This window comes from Ensifer sp. WSM1721 (assembly GCF_000513895.2).
In the GTDB taxonomy this organism is placed as follows: Bacteria; Pseudomonadota; Alphaproteobacteria; order Rhizobiales; family Rhizobiaceae; genus Sinorhizobium.
The window spans coordinates 74,549-92,013 of sequence record NZ_CP165782.1; the positions used below are offsets into that span (position 1 = coordinate 74,549).

16 protein-coding genes and 1 tRNA gene are annotated in these 17,465 nt (G+C 62.7%); 10 read left to right on the forward strand and 7 right to left on the reverse strand.

Translation table 11 applies throughout. From position 1 onward, the window contains the following. The first annotated feature begins 128 nt into the window (after positions 1 to 128). Positions 129 to 1,028, forward strand: a complete 900-nt coding sequence (locus M728_RS00335) for an LOG family protein (RefSeq protein ID WP_026619613.1) — start codon at positions 129 to 131, stop codon at positions 1,026 to 1,028. Positions 1,029 to 1,043: 15 nt separating this feature from the next. Here M728_RS00335 and M728_RS00340 read toward each other — a convergent pair whose 3' ends face one another. Further along, positions 1,044 to 1,757, reverse strand: a complete 714-nt coding sequence (locus tag M728_RS00340) for a pyrimidine 5'-nucleotidase (RefSeq protein ID WP_026619614.1) — start codon at positions 1,755 to 1,757, stop codon at positions 1,044 to 1,046. A gap of 196 nt (positions 1,758 to 1,953) precedes the next feature. Here M728_RS00340 and M728_RS00345 point away from each other — a divergent pair, with 196 nt between their 5' ends. From M728_RS00345 to M728_RS00355, 3 genes are all read left to right on the forward strand, one after another. Next, positions 1,954 to 2,868, forward strand: coding sequence for a DMT family transporter (locus M728_RS00345; protein ID WP_026619615.1), 915 nt, complete (start codon positions 1,954 to 1,956; stop codon positions 2,866 to 2,868). 56 nt (positions 2,869 to 2,924) lie between these two features. Beyond that, positions 2,925 to 4,013, forward strand: coding sequence for a bifunctional transcriptional activator/DNA repair enzyme AdaA (locus M728_RS00350; protein ID WP_034883194.1), 1,089 nt, complete (start codon positions 2,925 to 2,927; stop codon positions 4,011 to 4,013). An 87-nt stretch (positions 4,014 to 4,100) separates the two neighbouring features. Further along, complete coding sequence (locus M728_RS00355; RefSeq protein WP_026619617.1) at positions 4,101 to 4,871, forward strand: isocitrate lyase/phosphoenolpyruvate mutase family protein; 771 nt, start codon at positions 4,101 to 4,103, stop codon at positions 4,869 to 4,871. A gap of 84 nt (positions 4,872 to 4,955) precedes the next feature. Here the strand turns inward: M728_RS00355 and argB are convergent, their stop codons facing one another. Beyond that, a complete protein-coding gene (gene argB / locus M728_RS00360) occupies positions 4,956 to 5,843 on the reverse strand; it encodes an acetylglutamate kinase (RefSeq protein WP_026613421.1) in 888 nt (295 codons plus the stop codon). A 276-nt stretch (positions 5,844 to 6,119) separates the two neighbouring features. Here argB and M728_RS00365 point away from each other — a divergent pair, with 276 nt between their 5' ends. Next, positions 6,120 to 6,827, forward strand: a complete 708-nt coding sequence (locus M728_RS00365) for an anti-sigma factor domain-containing protein (RefSeq protein ID WP_026619618.1) — start codon at positions 6,120 to 6,122, stop codon at positions 6,825 to 6,827. 45 nt (positions 6,828 to 6,872) lie between these two features. On the opposite strand, the gene M728_RS00370 is transcribed toward M728_RS00365, so the two are convergent. The 5 genes from M728_RS00370 to rpmH form a co-directional block, all read right to left on the reverse strand. After that, positions 6,873 to 7,418, reverse strand: coding sequence for a DUF1269 domain-containing protein (locus M728_RS00370; RefSeq protein WP_026619619.1), 546 nt, complete (start codon positions 7,416 to 7,418; stop codon positions 6,873 to 6,875). A 198-nt stretch (positions 7,419 to 7,616) separates the two neighbouring features. Further along, entirely contained in the window at positions 7,617 to 8,270 is a 654-nt protein-coding gene (yihA, locus tag M728_RS00375; protein WP_026619620.1) for a ribosome biogenesis GTP-binding protein YihA/YsxC, read from the reverse strand. A gap of 155 nt (positions 8,271 to 8,425) precedes the next feature. Next, entirely contained in the window at positions 8,426 to 10,210 is a 1,785-nt protein-coding gene (gene yidC, locus M728_RS00380; protein WP_026619621.1) for a membrane protein insertase YidC, read from the reverse strand. Then, on the reverse strand, positions 10,210 to 10,608 hold the full coding sequence (gene rnpA / locus M728_RS00385; RefSeq protein ID WP_026619622.1) for a ribonuclease P protein component: 399 nt from the start codon (positions 10,606 to 10,608) through the stop codon (positions 10,210 to 10,212). The genes yidC and rnpA overlap by 1 nt, the downstream gene beginning before the upstream one ends. A 20-nt stretch (positions 10,609 to 10,628) precedes the next feature. Beyond that, positions 10,629 to 10,763 (reverse strand): 50S ribosomal protein L34, encoded by a 135-nt coding sequence (gene rpmH, locus M728_RS00390; protein WP_077068067.1) that lies wholly within the window; start codon positions 10,761 to 10,763, stop codon positions 10,629 to 10,631. Between the two features lie 317 nt (positions 10,764 to 11,080). Here rpmH and M728_RS00395 point away from each other — a divergent pair, with 317 nt between their 5' ends. From M728_RS00395 to M728_RS00415, 5 genes are all read left to right on the forward strand, one after another. Continuing rightward, positions 11,081 to 13,075, forward strand: a complete 1,995-nt coding sequence (locus tag M728_RS00395; RefSeq protein WP_026619623.1) for a methyl-accepting chemotaxis protein — start codon at positions 11,081 to 11,083, stop codon at positions 13,073 to 13,075. 380 nt (positions 13,076 to 13,455) lie between these two features. Next, on the forward strand, positions 13,456 to 14,256 hold the full coding sequence (locus M728_RS00400; RefSeq protein WP_026619624.1) for a TVP38/TMEM64 family protein: 801 nt from the start codon (positions 13,456 to 13,458) through the stop codon (positions 14,254 to 14,256). A gap of 20 nt (positions 14,257 to 14,276) precedes the next feature. Continuing rightward, entirely contained in the window at positions 14,277 to 15,698 is a 1,422-nt protein-coding gene (locus tag M728_RS00405) for an NAD(P)/FAD-dependent oxidoreductase (protein ID WP_026619625.1), read from the forward strand. Between the two features lie 23 nt (positions 15,699 to 15,721). Then, a complete protein-coding gene (locus M728_RS00410) occupies positions 15,722 to 17,203 on the forward strand; it encodes a HAMP domain-containing sensor histidine kinase (protein WP_156943363.1) in 1,482 nt (493 codons plus the stop codon). 152 nt (positions 17,204 to 17,355) lie between these two features. Then, positions 17,356 to 17,432: transfer RNA gene (locus M728_RS00415), tRNA-Arg, on the forward strand. Positions 17,433 to 17,465 lie beyond the last annotated feature (33 nt).

Sequence of the window (17,465 nt, forward strand, 5' to 3'; positions counted from 1 at the left end):
CGCCCCTTCAACAGGACTTGGCAAGCTTCCAGGTTTCCGGCAGTAGGACGCCTCTATGGCCGAGGAACCGCGAAAGGAAGCGTCCGGACGAGGTCTCGGCTGTTCGAAACGCGACGGGAAGATGAAAAATGGCACGCATGAGAAAGCGCAATCTGCGCCGCAGGGATGGGGTCTGGGATCCGTTGGCAGACAGCGCGCAGAGCAGACAGCGCGCATCGACCGTGCCGTTGACGCCGCAGTCGGCCTCGCCGACCTACCGCCTCGCCTATATCGACGACGACTTTCTCTGCCGCGAGGAACTGAGACCGGTCCGCCTGCAGCTCGAGCTTTTGAAGACGGAGATGATGCTCGAGGAGCGCGGTATCAACTCCACCGTCGTCATGTTCGGCGGCGCGCGCATTCCCGAGCCCGGCGGCGAGGCCTGGGCGGCCAAGAACGATGTCCAGCGCAAGAATCTGGAGGCCGCTTCGATCTACTACGACGAGGCGCGCAAATTCGCTCGCCTGTGCTCGGAACAGTCGGCAAAGCTTGGCTATAAGGAATATGTCATCGTCACGGGCGGCGGCCCTGGCGTTATGGAGGCGGGAAACCGCGGCGCGGCCGATGCCGGCGCGCCCTCGATCGGGCTCAACATCGTGCTTCCGCACGAGCAGGCGCCGAACCGTTTCGTCACGCCGGATCTGTCGTTCAATTTCCATTACTTCGCCATCCGCAAGATGCATTTCCTACTGCGCGCCAAGGCGGTGACGGTGTTCCCGGGCGGTTTCGGAACGCTCGACGAATTGTTTGAGACGGTGACGCTGATGCAGACCGGTCGGCTCGCCCTGGTTCCGCTCATCCTGTTCGGCGAGAAGTTCTGGCGCACGATCATCAATTTCGAGGCGCTCGCCGAGTTCGGCACCATTGCGCCGAACGATATCGACCTCGTGCATTTCGTCGAGACGGCCGAAGAGGCCTGGGAGATCATCGCCCGCTTCTATGAGTCGATCGACCCGCGTTCGGTGCCGATGGCATCGGGCCGGCGATGATCGGCAGGTCCCGGATTACACCGGCGAAACGACGCGGCGCAGAAAACCGGCAAGGTCCTCGGTGACGTAGTCGATCTGCTCGTCCGCGTCGCTCGACGTCTCCCAGGCTTCGGCGAACTCGTATTCGAGGTTGCGCGGCACCAGGAGCACGGTCGTCATGCCGAGCGCCTTCGGCACCAGCAGGTTGCGCGGCAGATCTTCGAACATCACCGCATTTTGCGTGTCGATCCGGTGAAGACTCATGAACTTGTCATAGGTGTCGCCGGCGGGCTTCGGCACGAAGTCGGCGGCGACGATGTCGAATATGTCGTCGAAATGTTCGAGAATGCCGAGCGCGCGCGCCGTCATCTCGGCGTGGGAAACGCTGCCGTTGGTGAAGATGAACTTGCGCCCGGGCAATGCCTTGATCGCCTCGCCGAGAGCCGGATCCGCCGGAACGACGCTGTAGTCGATCGCGTGTGCCCGTTCCAGAAAGTCGTTCGGATCGACGCCGTGATGGATCATCAGCCCCTGGAGTGTGGTGCCATGGTCGCGGTAATATTCCTTCTGCAGCTTCTTCGCCTCGGCCGGATCCATTGACAGGAGCTCGGCGACGTAGGCCGTCATGTTGCGGTCGATCTGCGCGAAGAGATTGACGTGGTGCGGATAGAGCGTGTTGTCGAGGTCGAAGACCCAGTCGGTGACATGGGCGAATTCGGCATGGGACGGGAGACGGTCGAGCTTCTTCATGGCCCGGGTTATGGCATGGCGGACCGACGAAGGAAAACGGATTATTCGCCGCAGTGCTGGATTGTCTCCCGCCCGCATGCTACCGCACGTCGCCCGAAAGTGCGCAGCGGTTTTGGGATAACGACATGCACAAAAACGAGGACCTAAAGCGCGTCGCATCAATTCGATTGCACGCGACGTGCTTTAGCCGGCAGATATGGAAACCTGGGTTCTCATCACCATCGCTGCGGCCTTCCTTCAGAATGTCCGCTCGTCCATGCAGAAACACCTGAAGGGCGTTATGGGCACGACCGGCGCGACATTCGTGCGCTTCGGTTTCGGCCTGCCCTTCGCACTTTTCTACCTGGTAATGCTCTGGCGCGTCGCCGGGCATCCGCTGCCGATACCGAACGCGACCTTCTTCCTCTGGGCGGTCGTTGGCGGATTGGCGCAGATCGCCGCGACATTCCTGCTCGTGCATCTCTTCTCCTTTCGCAATTTCGCGGTCGGCACCGCCTATTCGCGTACCGAGCCCGCACAGGCGGCGCTCTTCGGACTGATCTTCCTTGGGGAGAAGGCGAGCCAGGGCGCGCTCATTGCGATCGCCATCTCGGTGATCGGCGTCATGCTGATCTCGGTCGCTCGAACGGCGCTCAGCGCGCGGTCGCTCATGACATCAGTCTTCAGTCGCACAGCCGGGATAGGCCTGCTTTCCGGCACCTTCTTCGGGCTTTCTGCAGTTTCCTATCGCTCCGCATCGCTGGCGCTCGCCCCCAGCCTGCCGACACCGGATTACCTGATGCAGGCGAGCTTCACCCTCGGCTTCGTCATTTTGATCCAGACCGTCATCATGCTCGCCTGGATCATCGCGCGGGAGCCGGACGAGTTGAAGCGCATCAGTGCCGCCTGGAAGCCCGCCTTCGTCGTGGGCTTCGTCGGTGCGTCAGCCTCCTTTGGCTGGTTCGCGGCGATGACGCTGCAGCAGGCCGCGATCGTCAAGGTGGTGGCGCAGGTGGAGATGCTCTTCACCTTCGCCTCATCCTTCTTCATCTTCCGCGAATGGATCAATCGTCTTGAACTCCTGGGCTGCCTCCTGATCGTGCTCGGCGTCGTCATGCTGGTCGTGCTGTAAGCGGCGGGTCAAAGAGAAATAGGCGCCCGATTTTCGGCGGACGGCGCAGTCGGCGGATGCTACAAAGCGGCATGCTTTTCGATTTGCCCAACGACGATGTCCTTTACGATGCGCTGCTGGCCCGCAGTTCCGACTATGAGGGCCAAGCCTTCGTCTGCGTGAAGAGCACCGGCATCTTCTGCCGGCTCTCCTGTCCCGCCCGCAAGCCGAAGCGGGAAAACACCCTGTTCTTCGATAGCATCGCCGCCTGCATCGATTCCGGCTTTCGGCCCTGCGAGCGATGCCGTCCGCTGGAGCAGGCAGCCGAGAAGGAGCCGCTGGTCAAGAGCCTCATGGAGCTGCTCGACCGGCAGCCGGACCGTCGCTGGACGGAGCAGGATCTCGTAGAGCGCGGCTTCGATCCGTCGACCGTCCGGCGCGCCTTCAAGCGGGCCCTCGGCGTGACCTTTCTCGATCTCGCCCGACAGAGGCGAATGGCCGAGGCGGCGCGTCAGCTTTCGACTGGCGCCAGCGTCATCGAGGCGCAGATCGACGCCGGCTATGAATCGCCAAGCGGCTTCCGGGCCGCCTTCGCGAAACTGATCGGCGAGGCGCCGGCAAGATCCCAGGGGCGCGCGCTGCTCTTTGCCGACTGGATAGAAACGCCACTCGGGCCCATGGTGGCGGTAGCCGACCGGACCCATCTTCATCTCCTCGAGTTCCACGATCGCAAGGCGTTGCCGGCCGAGCTGGAAAGCCTGAAGCGAAAGGTGCGATCGGCGGTCGTTCCGGGCAGGACGCCGCCGATTGACCAGATCGAGGCCGAACTCAAGGCCTATTTCGAGGGTCGCTCGGGCGACTTTTGCACGCCCCTTGCTCTCGACGGCAGCGCCTTCGAGCGCCAAGTATGGGCAAGGCTCATCGAAATACCTTTGGGCGAGACGCGGTCCTATGGCGAGATCGCGCGGGAGGTTGCTACCATGGAGGCGGTCCGTGCGGTTGCCAGGGCCAATGGCTCCAACCGCATTGCGATCGTCGTCCCCTGCCACCGCTGCATCGGCGCCGACGGATCCTTGACCGGTTATGGTGGCGGTATTGCGCGTAAGCAATGGCTGCTTCGGCATGAGGGAAAGATGAGGCCTGTCGGACTTTTCAGGGCGGGATGAGGAAAAGGGTGGCCGGCCTTTCGTCCGCATCCCGCTTTTGCCTACAAGAGTCGTTCACATTCACAGCCATATTTGGGAGGAGATGCGATGAACCAGGAGGAAAGGGCGATCGCCTTCACGGCGCTGCACCGCAAGGGCGATCCGGTGATTCTCTACAACATCTGGGACGCGGGCAGCGCCCGCTGCGTCGCCGAGGCCGGCGCCAAGGCGCTCGCGACCGGAAGCTGGTCGGTCGCGGCCGCCCATGGCTTTGCCGACGGGCAAAAAATACCGCTGGCGCTGCTGATCGAGATCGTCCGCGAGATCGTTGCTGCGACCGAGCTTCCGCTTTCGGTCGATTTCGAAGGTGCCTATTCGGAGGACCCGGCCCAGGGCGCCGCCAATGCGGCGCAGCTCATCGATGCCGGCGCGATCGGCATCAATTTCGAAGACCAGATCGTCGGCAAGGCCGGCGTTCATGCGATCGACAAGCAGACGGCCCGCATTCGGGCCATCCGCGAAATGGCGGAGCGGCAGGGCGTTCCGCTGTTTATAAACGCCCGCACAGACCTGTTCCTGCAGGAGAGCGACGCGGCACGCCATGCAGGTCTGATGGACGAGGCGATCGCCAGAGCTGAGGCTTATGCCGAGGCAGGAGCAAGCGGCTTCTTCGCCCCGGGGCTCGCCGATAAAGAGCTCATCGCCAGGCTCTGTGCAGCATCGCCTCTGCCGGTGAATGTAATGATGAAGCCCGGCGCGCCGGATCTCAAGACGCTCGCCGCCGCCGGTGTCGGCCGGGTGAGCTACGGGCCATTCCCCTACCGGGCGATGATCGCGTGGCTGCGCGGAGAGGCGGAGAAGGTGTACCGAACGAAGTAAAGGTTTTCCGCCCCTCAGTTCCCTCTCCCCGCGCGCGGGGAAAGGGGGCTGGGGTGAGGGCAAATCGAGTCTTCAAGCTGCGTGCTACGGCACGATCAGCGTGCCGGCGCCGTGCTCTGTGAAGATCTCGAGCAGCACCGAATGGGCCGTCTTGCCGTTGAGGATGACTACGCCCTGGACGCCGGCCTTGATCGCGTCGATGCAGGTCTCGACTTTCGGGATCATGCCGCCGGAAATCGTGCCGTCGGCGATCAGCGCGCGTGCCTGCGCAACCGAAAGCTCCTTGAGCAGGTTGCCCTGCTTGTCGAGAACCCCCGGAACGTCGGTCAGGAACAAAAGGCGCGTAGCGTTGAGCGCGCCGGCGATGGCGCCAGCGAAAGTGTCGGCATTGATGTTGTAGGTGTGGCCGTCGCGCCCGGGCGCCACCGGCGCGATGACCGGAATCATTTCCGAGCGCGCCAGCAGGTCGATAAGCGTGCGATCCACTTCGACGACCTCGCCGACGAAGCCGAGGTCGAGCACCCGTTCGATGTTGGAATCCGGATCGCGAATGGTCTTTTTCGCCTTTTCGGCGAAAACCATGTTGCCGTCCTTGCCGCAAAGGCCGATCGCCCACTCGCCCGTCTGGTTGATGAGGGCAACGATCTCCTTGTTGATCGATCCGGCGAGCACCATTTCGACGATCTCGACCGTCTTCTCGTCGGTGACGCGCAGCCCGCCTTCGAATTTCGATTCGATACCCATCTTGTTGAGCATGGCGCCGATCTGCGGGCCACCGCCATGCACGACGATCGGGTTGACGCCGGACTGCTTGAGGAGCGCGATGTCGCTTGCGAAGGCGCGCCCGAGTTCAGAATTGCCCATCGCGTGGCCGCCATATTTGACGACGATCGTCTTGTTCTCGTAACGCTGCATGTAAGGCAGGGCCTGGGTGAGCAGGCGTGCCTGGATTTCACTTTCTGATGCGGACATGGCGGACCCTCGAAAAATACCGGCTGCTGTTTAGCCCAAGTTTCCGGCAGATGGAATGATCCCTGCGCAACATAAGAGCATCATGACGGGCGCACCATCCCCGACTCGGCCGGCGCTCGGTTGCGGATATCGGCAGCGCCTTCGCGTAATCGCGCGATCGATCGCGAGGGCAGGAAACTCACCGTCAACCTGATTGACGAGACTGACGATTTGGCTGATCCTGTTATCGATCCGGAAAGATCGGCGCCTCCTGATGTCGAGAGAGTGCATGGAACGATGACGCCGCAGAAGCCCGAGAGCGGGGATTCTCGCCGTGACGAAGTGATCGCGGGGGAATACGTGCTGGGAGTTCTGTCCGCCGAGGACCGTCGAAGGGTCGAGGCGCGCATCGCCACCGATCGCAATTTCGCGGCCATGGTCGTGCGCTGGCGGAAAAATCTCGCCTCGCTCGATCCTGCCTACGAGCCGGCGGCGCCGCCGCGCGGTTTTGCCGCGATCGAGCGGATTTCCGAATCGTCAGGAGCTGTCGGCGAAACCTCCGGCCTGTGGAGCTCTCTGCCGCTCTGGCGCAGCCTCGCCATCGCGTCGCTTACAGCCGTCGCCGCGCTCGTGATATCCATGCTCGGCGTTTTCGGCGGTGGCTCGGGCACGCCGCTCGTTGCGGAACTGGCCGGGCAAGGCACTCCCGTGAGCCTTGTCGCCGAGTTCAATACCGGTTCCGGACGCGTAAGGCTGACGCCTGCCGCGGCGGGCCAGGGGGAGGAAAGATCTCTCGAGCTTTGGCTGATCAAGGGCAGCGACCCTGCCACTTCGCTTGGCGTACTGCCTCAATCCGGCCAGGGGGAGATCCTGCTCTCCCCGGGAATGCGAGCGAAATTCACCGCCGGCTCCACGCTTGCCGTCAGTGTAGAGCCGTTGGGCGGCTCGCCGACCGGTTCTCCCACCGGACCGATCATCGCACGCGGCACCACTCGGCATCGCTGAAGCGGGCCAGACGCGCCCGGAGTAAATGCCGCTGCCGCGCTGCACCTATGGTCCGAACGTGCCGGCCTGCGGCGAGGGCGTCTGTGCGTCCGTCAGCGCGGCTTGCAGCTTCTGCTCCTGCTCGGGTGAAAGCGAAGTCTTGAGCACGCGACCGCGAAGTCCCGAGAACTCTGCCAGCACCTTCTCCGGCTGCACCTTGCGCACCAGAATGAAGAGAGCCGACGAATTGTTCGGAATCGTGCTGCCGAGCGACTTGATGAAATCGTCGTCGATGCCGTAATCGGCAAACGAGCCGGACAGCGCTCCGGCGCCGGCGCCAAGAGCGCCGCCGATCGCGAAGCCCGCGAGTGGGTTCAGGAACAGCAGGCCCACGAGGCCGCCCCAAAGCGAGCCTGAAAGCAGGCCCGATGCCGCACCGACGGTGGTGAGATTGAGGCTCTGTTTCAGATGTACCTTGCCATCGGCGTCCCGTATGACGACGACGGCGTCTTCCAGATCGATCAGATATTCCTTTTTAAGGCTGTGGAGCTTCAAGAGGACCTTGTCGGCCTCTTCCGGCGAATCGAAACCCACGACGATCAAATCGGACATGTCTCTCTCCTGATCCTCCCGCATGATGCCTCGAATGGGATTCGAGGTGGAGTCATGCGGCGATTTCAAAGGGCCACAGCGAGCGTCCGCATCTCATTGGACATGCGGCGCTGTAGAGCAGACAAAACCTGCGAGGTAGAAATAGAGCGGTTTGCGTGTCAGGGTAGTGACGCAAATCAAAGAGTTTTCATTTGGCGCTCAGCGCGTGACGGCGAGCTCGATCGCCATCCGGAGCTCTTCGATGCCGTCGCCCTTTTCCGACGATGTCGAAAGCACCTCCGGATAGGCGGCCGGGCGCTTCTTGATCTTCTCCAGCGTCTCGGCGATCAGCCGCGGCACGCCGGCCGCCTTGATCTTGTCGGTCTTGGTCAGCACGATCTGGTAGGACACTGCCGCCTTGTCGAGAAGCGAGAGCACCTCCTCGTCGTTCTTCTTGACGCCGTGGCGGGCGTCGATCAGCACATACACGCGCTTCAGCGTCGAGCGGCCGCGCAGATAGTCGAAGACGAGTTTCGTCCAGGCATCGACCTGTTCCTTCGGCGCCTGGGCATAGCCGTAGCCCGGCATGTCGACGAGCGCCATTGGCGGCAGGTCGTCGGCCTCTCCGGAATAGCCGTCCGGCACGAAGTAGTTGAGCTCCTGCGTGCGTCCGGGCGTGTTGGAGGTGCGCGCGAGGCCCTTCTGCCCCACGAGAGCGTTGATCAGCGACGACTTGCCGACATTCGAGCGGCCGGCAAAGGCGATCTCTGTCGGGCCTTCCGGCGGCAGGAACTTCATCGACGGAACGCCGCGGATGAAGATCCACGGCCGACCGAAGACGCTCGAGGCATTCTGGTTGTTCTTCCCGGACATATCGCGACGTTCCTTCTTGCCGGGTCCGCATCCGGCTTTTGTGCCCGCTTGTCAAGCGCGGCGGCGTCTGGCGGTGAGCTTCCGCTTGTCGGAGCAAAAAGCAAAAGCCCCGGACGGTGCTCGATCCGGGGCTCTCGCGTGAAGCTCGCTGCCGGCTATTCCGCCGGCTTGGGTTTCTTCGTGAACAGCCCCTTCAGATTGTCGAAGAGTTCGATCTTCACGCCCTGGCGCTTCATGATGATCCCCTGCTGGAGGATCGACAGCGTGTTGTTCCAAGCCCAGTAGATCACGAGGCCGGCCGGGAACGAGGCCAGCATGAAGGTGAAGACCACCGGCATCCAGGTAAACAGCATCGCCTGCGTCGGATCCGGCGGCGTCGGGTTCATGCGCATCTGCAGGAACATGGTGATGCCCATGATGATCGGCCAGACGCCGAGATGCAAGAAGGCCGGCGCATCGAAGGGAAGCAGACCGAAGAGGTTGACGATCGTCGTCGGATCGGGCGCGGAAAGGTCATGGATCCAGCCGAAGAACGGCGCATGGCGCATCTCGATGGTGATGTAGATTACCTTGTAGAGCGCGAAGAATACCGGAATCTGGATGATGATCGGCCAGCAACCCGCCAGCGGATTGATCTTCTCATCCTTGTAAAGCTGCATCATCGCCTGCTGCAGCCCCATGCGGTCGTCGCCGAACTTCTTTTTCAGTTCCTCCATCTTCGGCTGAACCTTCTTCATGTTCGCCATGGAGGCATATTGCCTGTTGGCGAGCGGGAAGAAGATGAGCTTGACAACGATCGTCGTGATCAGGATCGCGACGCCGAAATTGCCGAAGAGACGGAAGAAGAAATCCATCATTTTGAACATCGGCTTGGTGATGAAGTAGAACCAGCCCCAGTCGATCAGCTTGTCGAAGTTGGGGATCGAATAGGCAACCTCGTAATTGTCGACGACCGGGACTTCCTTGGCGCCGGCGAAGACCAGGTTCTTGACCTCCACCGTCTGGCCGGGAGCAACGGTGACCGCGTCGCTCCTGTAGTCGCTCTGGTAGCGCGCGCGGCCATCGGTGAAATGCGAGAAGCGGGTGTCGAACGGCGTGTCCTGGGGCGGGATGATCGTCGCGGCCCAGTACTTGTCGGTAATGCCGAGCCAGCCGCCGGTCGACTTGCCCGGTTCGACCGTCTTCTCATCCTCCGCGTCGGAATAGCCGACCTCCTGCAGACTGCCGCCGGTGACGCCGACGAAGCCCTCGTGCAGGACGTAGATGCTCGGCGTCGTCGGTTTGTTGAAGCGGGTGACGCGGCCGTAGGAGGAAAGCGACAGCGGGGCGGAGGTCTCGTTCTTGATGCTGTCGACGACCTGGAACATGTAATGCTCGTCGACCGAGATCGTCCGTGTGAAGGTGATGCCCTTGTCGTTCGTGTAGGTGAGCGTCACCGGAGTGGCCGCGGTCAGCTTGTCGCCACTGGCCAGCGTCCAGACGGTCTGCGGACCGGGCACGGTGCCCGTAGCCTCATTGCCGATATAGCCGAGTTCGGTAAAGTAGCCGTCGGCGGTCTCCGCCGGGCTGAAGAGCGTGATGACCGGGCTCTTCGGATCGACCGTTTCGCGGTATTCCTTGAGCTTCAGGTCGTCGAAGCGTGCGCCGGTCAGGTTGATGGAGCCCGAGAGCGCCGGCGTGTCGATGGCGACGCGTGCAGACTTGGCGACGGCCTGTTCGCGGTTTTCGCCCGCGCCGGGGATCGTCCCGCTGCCCGGCAGCGCCTGTCCCGGTGCCGCCGGCTGAGCGCTCGGCTGCGGCTGGACTTGCTGTGTCTGCTGGGCCTTTTCCGCGGCGATGCGGTCCTTCTCCATCCTCGGATTGACATAGAAGAACTGCCAGGCGACGAGGATCAGCACGGATAGGGCAATCGCCACGAAATAATTGCGGTTGTTTTCCATCATGGTTTCCTGGAACCGGCCGACGGCCGCTTCTGTTTCGGCTTGTTTTCGATGCGATCCCGAAGCGCCCGAGTCAATGCGTCAAAAGGAGCGTTGAGGAGATCGCGTCGGGCGACAATCACATAGTCGTGTCCGGGTTTCATTGCAAACCCGGCGGACAGCCGCACGGCTTCTTTGAGGCGTCGGCGCATTCGATTTCGCTCGACCGCATTGCCGTGTTTCTTGGTAACTGTGAAACCGACTCGCGCCTCGCTTTCCGGATCGTTCCGGTCAAGCACTTCGAGGAGAAATAGCGGTCCTTTGCGGCTTTCTCCAGCCCGAACGGCCAAAAACTGCGGACGGCTTTTCAGCCGTCCGACAGTCGTTTTGTCTTTGTCTGACGTCATTTGCCCGGACACATATTTCGGGCAAGCTCGGCTCAGGCCGAGAGACGCTTGCGGCCACGAGCCCGGCGGGCTGCGAGAACCTTGCGACCACCCTTGGTGGACATGCGTGCACGGAAGCCGTGACGGCGCTTGCGAACAAGCTTGGACGGTTGGTAGGTACGCTTCATTTATTTAAATACCGCGGTGTGCGGCCCTTCTTGGGTTTGCATAATGCAAGAGCGTTTACGCGACCGGGCATAGCTCCGCCTTCGGGCGGCCGGACCGGACGTGCGCGGCTTATAGGGATAAAAGCCCGAGAAAGTCAATTGCTGCTCAATGATCCTGCTAGACGGGCGCGGCTAATCGGAAATCGCCTGCACCCCTGAGAATTAACTGGAGCCCAGGAGGCCTTTGTTAACCACATGTATTTTAGAGTTTAATCAAATACGTGTAAACCGCAATCAACTTCCCGTTTTGGGCGAGTGCGCGGGGGAGGGGGCAGGAAATGAAAATTCGCGGAAAGATATATTTGATCGTCGGCATCATGAGTCTGCTGGCGATCGCCATCACCGGCATGTCGTTGCTGATCGTATCCGAGTACAATGGCAAGCTCCGTCAGTTCCAGAGCGCTTCCGAGCGGGCATTCAAGGGCGAGCGTCTCAACCGCCTGGTCACCGCAGTCGTCATGGAATCGCGCGGCATCTACGCCGCGCCGACGATCGAGAAGGCGAAGTCCTTCGCAGATGGCCTCCTGAAAAACCTCGACAAGATCGACGCGCTTCTGAAGGACTGGCGCCCGCTGGTTCCGGCCGACAGGCTTTCGGCCTTCGATGCGCTGGCAAAGCGCGCGGAAGAGTTCAAGACCTTCCGCACCGAAACGGCGCGCCTCGGACTGGAGGTTTCGCCCCAGGCCGCCAACGAGCAGGGCAATAACGACGCCAATCGCGCCAACCGCAAGGCTTTCCAGGCCGAGATCGATGTGGTGGTCGATGCCGATCGTGAATCCCTAGACGCCATCACCGCCGAGATCGACGCCTTCGAGCGCTCGATCGTCCTGATCGTCCTCGGCATCGCGGGGATCGGCATGGCCGCCGGCATCGGCACGGCCTTCTATATCGGCACCAATCAGCTCAGCCGTCCGATCCTCGATTTAACGGAGGGGATGAAGCGGCTGGCCGCAGGCGATCTTTCGGTCGACGTTCCCTTTGCAGGGCGCAACGACGAGATCGGAGACATGGCGGCGGCCGTGGAGGTCTTCAAGCAGAACGGTCTTGCCGTGCGCGAGCTGAATGCCCAGGAGGCGGCTCTGCGCGAGAAAAGCGCCGATCTGCAATCGAGCATCGGCATCGTCGTTTCGGCGGCGGCGGCGGGCGATTTCACCAAGCGCATCGGCAAGGACTACGACAATGAAGACCTCAACCGCTTTGCGGCGAGCGTGAACGAACTCGTCGGAAGCGTCGACAGCGGCATTGCCGAGACGCGCCGCGTCATCGCGAGCCTTGCCGCCGGCGATCTGACGCAAAACATGAACGGCCAGTTCCAGGGCGCCTTTGCAGAGCTGCAGAAAAACGTCAACGACACGCTTTCGACCCTGCAGAAGACGCTGCGTGAGATCCGCCTGACAACGGACTCGATCAACGGCAACGCTTCGGAATTGCGCACGGCCGCCGACGACCTGTCGAAACGCACCGAGCAGCAGGCCGCCTCGCTCGAGGAGACTTCCGCCGCTCTCGACGAGATCACCGCCGCCGTACGCAGCTCGACCGAGCGGGCCCAGGAAGCGACGGTGATGGTCACGGAGGCGAAGGAAAATGCCGCAGAGTCCGCGTCGGTGGTGCGCAGCGCGATCGACGCCATGGGCCGCATCGAACAAGCTTCGAGCGAGATCGGCCAGATCACCAACGTCATCGACGAGATCGCCTTCCAGACGAACCTGCTGGCGTTGAACGCCGGCGTCGAGGCGGCGCGGGCCGGTGACGCCGGAAAGGGCTTCGCCGTCGTCGCGCAGGAGGTCCGCGAGCTCGCCCAGCGCGCCGCCAGCGCCGCCAAGGACATCAAGACGCTCATCTCGAAATCCGGTACCGAGGTGGCGACCGGCGTCAAGCTCGTCCAGGCGACCGGAGCGGCACTCGGTGAGATCGAAACGCGCGTCCTCAAGATCAACGACCACATCCATTCGATCGCGACCGCCGCACGCGAGCAGTCGACGGGCCTCGGCGAGGTCAGCACGGCGGTCAACCAGATGGACCAGGTCACCCAACGCAATGCCGCGATGGTCGAGGAGGCGAATGCCGCGACGCACAAGCTCTCCGCCGAAGCGGACAATCTCGCGAGCCTCATCGCTTACTTCAAGGTTGAACGCGATCAGGCACGCGCCGTCACACCGGCCAGGGAGGCGAGCCGCCCGGTTGCGTCGCCAGCGCGGCGCATGATCGGCACGGTTTCGCGTGCTTTCGGCGGCTCGGCCGCCGCCGCCCGGGACGAATGGGAGGAGTTCTGAGCCACATAGCGGATGCTGCCGACGTGCGCGCAGAGCCTGCCTTTCGGCAGGCTCTTTCGTCTCACGGCAACGTGAGTTGTCACGCTTGTCCGTTCACGCTGTCGTTGGAGGGCGCGACCATTCGTTATTGGTTCCGCGTCCCGATTCTCACTACTGCATGATTCCTTAAGTCGGAATCGATTTAAGGACAAAATCATGCAGCGACTCAAAGTGCTACAGCGACCTTTGCGCGTCCGATCGGACGCGCGGCGCTGTAAAGCGGGATGAGGAAAGGTGCGCCCGCATACCGCTAAAGAATCGCTCACGATGGTCCGCGCCGATACGATCCGGGGATCATCGCGATATGATGCAGGGCCGAACCCCGAGGAAGGCAGAGCTCGATGAGCCATGACGTCAGAGGCAAGGCGGAAGAAGGCGCGACCGTGACACCGCCGTCCGGCCGGCCACATCGCGAATCCCTGTCGCGTCGTTCGCCCTGGCGATTCCTGCCATTTGCGTTTCTCCTGGCGGGCGGTCTCGCGTCCTACGCACTCGGGCTGCATCATTATGTTTCCCTGTCGACGCTCGTCGATCACCGTCAGGCTCTCGGTGGCTATGTCGAGGCTTTTCCGCTCCGCTCCGGCCTGCTTTTCTTTGCCGTCTATGTAGCGGTCGTGATCTTCTCGATTCCCGCGGCATCGGTTCTGACCATGTTCGCGGGATTTCTGTTCGGTCCGCTTCTCGGGGGAGCCATTACGGTCCTTGCCGCCACATTGGGATCAAGCCTTCTGTTCCTCGCGGCACGTGGCGTCCTCAGCGATCTGTTGCGTCGGCGTGCCGGACGGTTTCTGGAGCGTCTTGCCGAAGGATTTCGGCGCAACGCTTTCCTCTACCTACTGATCCTGCGGCTGGCGCCGATCTTCCCGTTCTTCATCGTCAATATCGCGCCCGCCTTCTTCGACGTGAAACTTCGCACCTTTGTCGCCGCGACGCTGATCGGCATCGTGCCGGCAACCTTCGCCTACGCCTGGCTCGGTTGCGGGCTCGACGAGGTGATCGCCCGCGCGGCCCACAGCGGCGGCGCACTGTCCTTTTCGGATTTCGCCACCACGGATGTTTCGTTGGCGCTTCTTGCACTGGCGCTGATTGCGGCATTGCCTCTGGCCTACAGGCTAATACAGTCACGCCATAGGAATGCCTGACGACGGGAAGGGCGTGCGGCGTGGCGAAGATACTCACTCCCGATATCTGCGTGATCGGCGGCGGCGCGGCCGGTCTCTCCGTGGCCGCAGGCGCCGCCGCCTTCGGCGTACCGGTCGTTCTTGTCGAGCATGGCCGGATGGGCGGGGACTGCCTGAACTATGGCTGCGTGCCATCGAAGGCACTGATCGCGTCGGCGAAGCATGCGGAGGCAATCCGCGGGGCCGCAGAGTTCGGCATCACCGCCTCCGAGCCGGGCGTCGACCATGAGCGGCTGCAGGCACGCATCCGTTCCGTCATCGCGGGCCTCGCGCCGCATGATTCGGTCGAGCGCTTCACCCGCCTCGGCGTTGAGGTGATCGAAGAAAAGGCCCGCTTCATCGACGAGCGCACGGTGACCGCCGGTGACCGCCTCATCCGCGCGCGCCGCTTCGTGATCGCGACAGGATCATCTCCCGCCGTTCCCCCGATCCCGGGGCTGGCGGAGACGCCATTTCTCACCAATGAGACGCTCTTCGAGCTGAAGCACTTGCCGCAGCACCTCGTCGTGATCGGTGCCGGGGCGGTCGGCCTCGAAATGGCGCTCGCCCATCGCCGGCTCGGCGCCCGCGTCACGATCGTGGAGAATGCGGCCGCCCTGTCGCAAGTCGATCCGGAACTGGCGGCGATTGTGCTCGAGGCTATCGCCGCGGAGGGCATCGTTCTCCATGAACGCACGACGATCCGCTCGATCGGGAAGACGGACGGCGGCATCCGCTTGCTTTGTGAAAATGGCAACGGAGCCTTCCAGATCGACGGAAGCGATCTGCTCATTGCCGCCGGTCGCGCGGCCAATCACTCATCGCTCGATCTCGATCTCGCCGGCATTCGCCACGACGCCAAGCACATAGAGGTCGGAGCCGATATGAGGACGAGCAATCGCCGCGTCTACGTGGTCGGCGACGCGGCAGGCGGCCAGTTCACCCATCAGGCAAGCTACCATGCGCGGCTGGTGCTGCAGCAGATCCTCTTTCGTCTACCCGCGCGCGAGAAATTTGATGTCGTTCCGCGCGTGATCTTCACGGATCCGGAACTGGCAGAGGTCGGCCTGGGCGAGCGGCAGGCACGCGACGGATTCGCCGGGATCGAGGTCGTCCGTTGGGATTATTCCGGGAACGATCGCGCCCGTACCGATGGGCTCGGCCGCGGGTTGATCAAGGTCGTGGTCGGCCGGCGAGGGCGGATTCTTGGAGCCGGTATCGCCGGCGCCGGCGCAGGAGAGATGATCGCCATCTGGGCCTTCGCCGTTGCCAACCGGCTGACATTGAAGCACTTCCACAACTATGTTGCACCGTATCCGACGCTCGCCGAGATTGGAAAACAGGCGGCGATCTCCTATTATTCGCCTGTGGCACGAAATCGCCTCTTGCGGTCCGCGATCCGGGTCCTGCGCTATTTCGGCTGACGGCAGGGAATGTTGTAAAAGTTATGGTAGAAGACGCGCGTCCGGCCAACCCGAATGCGGCACCACGAGCGGCAGTCGGCTTTCTTCGCGGGCTCTCCGGCAAGCTCCTGTTGCTGACCATCACCTTCGTCATGCTGGCGGAGGTGCTGATCTTCGTGCCCTCCGTCGCCAATATGCGCATCCGCTGGCTGCAGGATCGGCTGAACACGGTCGCCGCCGCCGCCGTCGTCGTCGACGGGCTGCAGAACATCGAGCTTCCGCGCGCCGTGCAGCGCGAAACCTTGATGGCGACCGGGACCAAGGCCATCGTCATTCGCCGCAAGGATGCCTCGCGGATGATTGCCACCGTCGACATGCCGCCCGCGATCGACGGCGAATACGACATCGCCAACTTCACGGCGCTCGGTGCGATCCGCGACGCCTTCGATACGCTCCTCTTCGGCGGCAATCGGGTGGTGCGCGTCTACGGCCCGCTCGGCGAGGGCGACGCGACCATCGAACTGGTGATGAAGGATGCGACCCTGCGCAAGGCCATGCTCGTCTATTCGCGCAACGTCTTCCTGCTGTCGATCGTCATCTCGCTCATTACCGCGGCGCTGATCTTCCTTGCCATCAATCGCATGCTGATCGTGCCGATCCGGCGTCTGACGACCAGCATGCAGGAGTTTTCCGACGAGCCGTCTAGTCCCGAACGCATCCTCGTGCCGCCGGAGGGCGGCGACGAGCTGGCGGTCGCCGGCCAGCATCTCGCCAGCATGCAGCGCGAGCTGCAGAAGACCCTGAAGCAACAGAAGAGCCTTGCCGAGCTCGGCCTTGCCGTCTCCAAGATCAACCACGACATGCGCAACATTCTTTCCTCGGCGCAGCTCATTTCCGACCGGCTCGCCGATGTCGACGATCCCGTGGTCAAGCGCTTCGCGCCGACGTTGCTTAGAACCATCGACCGCGCCGTCGGCTATACGCGCGAAGTTCTCTCGTACGGGCGCACCGCCGAGGCCGAGCCGCGCCGCCGCTTCGTCGCGCTCAAGCCCCTCGTCGAGGATGTAGCCGAACTCCTGGCGGTCGATCGCCAGAGCGGCATCGATTTCGATATCCAGATCCGCGACGATGTCGAGGTCGATGCGGACGGCGAGCAGCTGTTCCGCATCGTCCATAATATCTGCCGCAACGCGGTCGAAGCACTGATCAATCACGAGCCGGAAGACGGTCGCGCCAGGAGGGTTACCGTCTCGGCGGTGCGCACCGGAAGCGTGGTGACGATTTCGATCGATGATACCGGTCCCGGCATGCCGGCAAAGGCGCGCGAAAACCTCTTCGCCGCCTTCCGCGGCTCGGCGCGCTCGGGCGGTACGGGCCTCGGACTCGCGATCGCCCGCGAACTGGTGCTTGCCCATGGCGGCACGATCGCGCTTGTGGAAAAGCCCACGCCCGGCACGCTGTTCCGCATCGAGCTCCCTGATCGTCCGGTGCGGCTTGACGCCTTCCGCGCGAAGGGGCGCCCCTGATCTTCCGTCGCTTCGCCCCCGGGGGCCGGCAACTCCGGCCTTGGTCCACCCTCGTCGCAAAAATGAAATTTTTTGCCGAAAGGCGCTTGCAATCGCCGGAAGGACCCTTTAGAGGATCGCCACGCAAGCGGTGGTCGCCGCTTTCTAGGCAAGCACCCGTAGCTCAGCTGGATAGAGCACCAGACTACGAATCTGGGGGTCAGGAGTTCGAATCTCTTCGGGTGCGCCATTTTCCATTGCTGCTCACTGCACTGCCGACCCG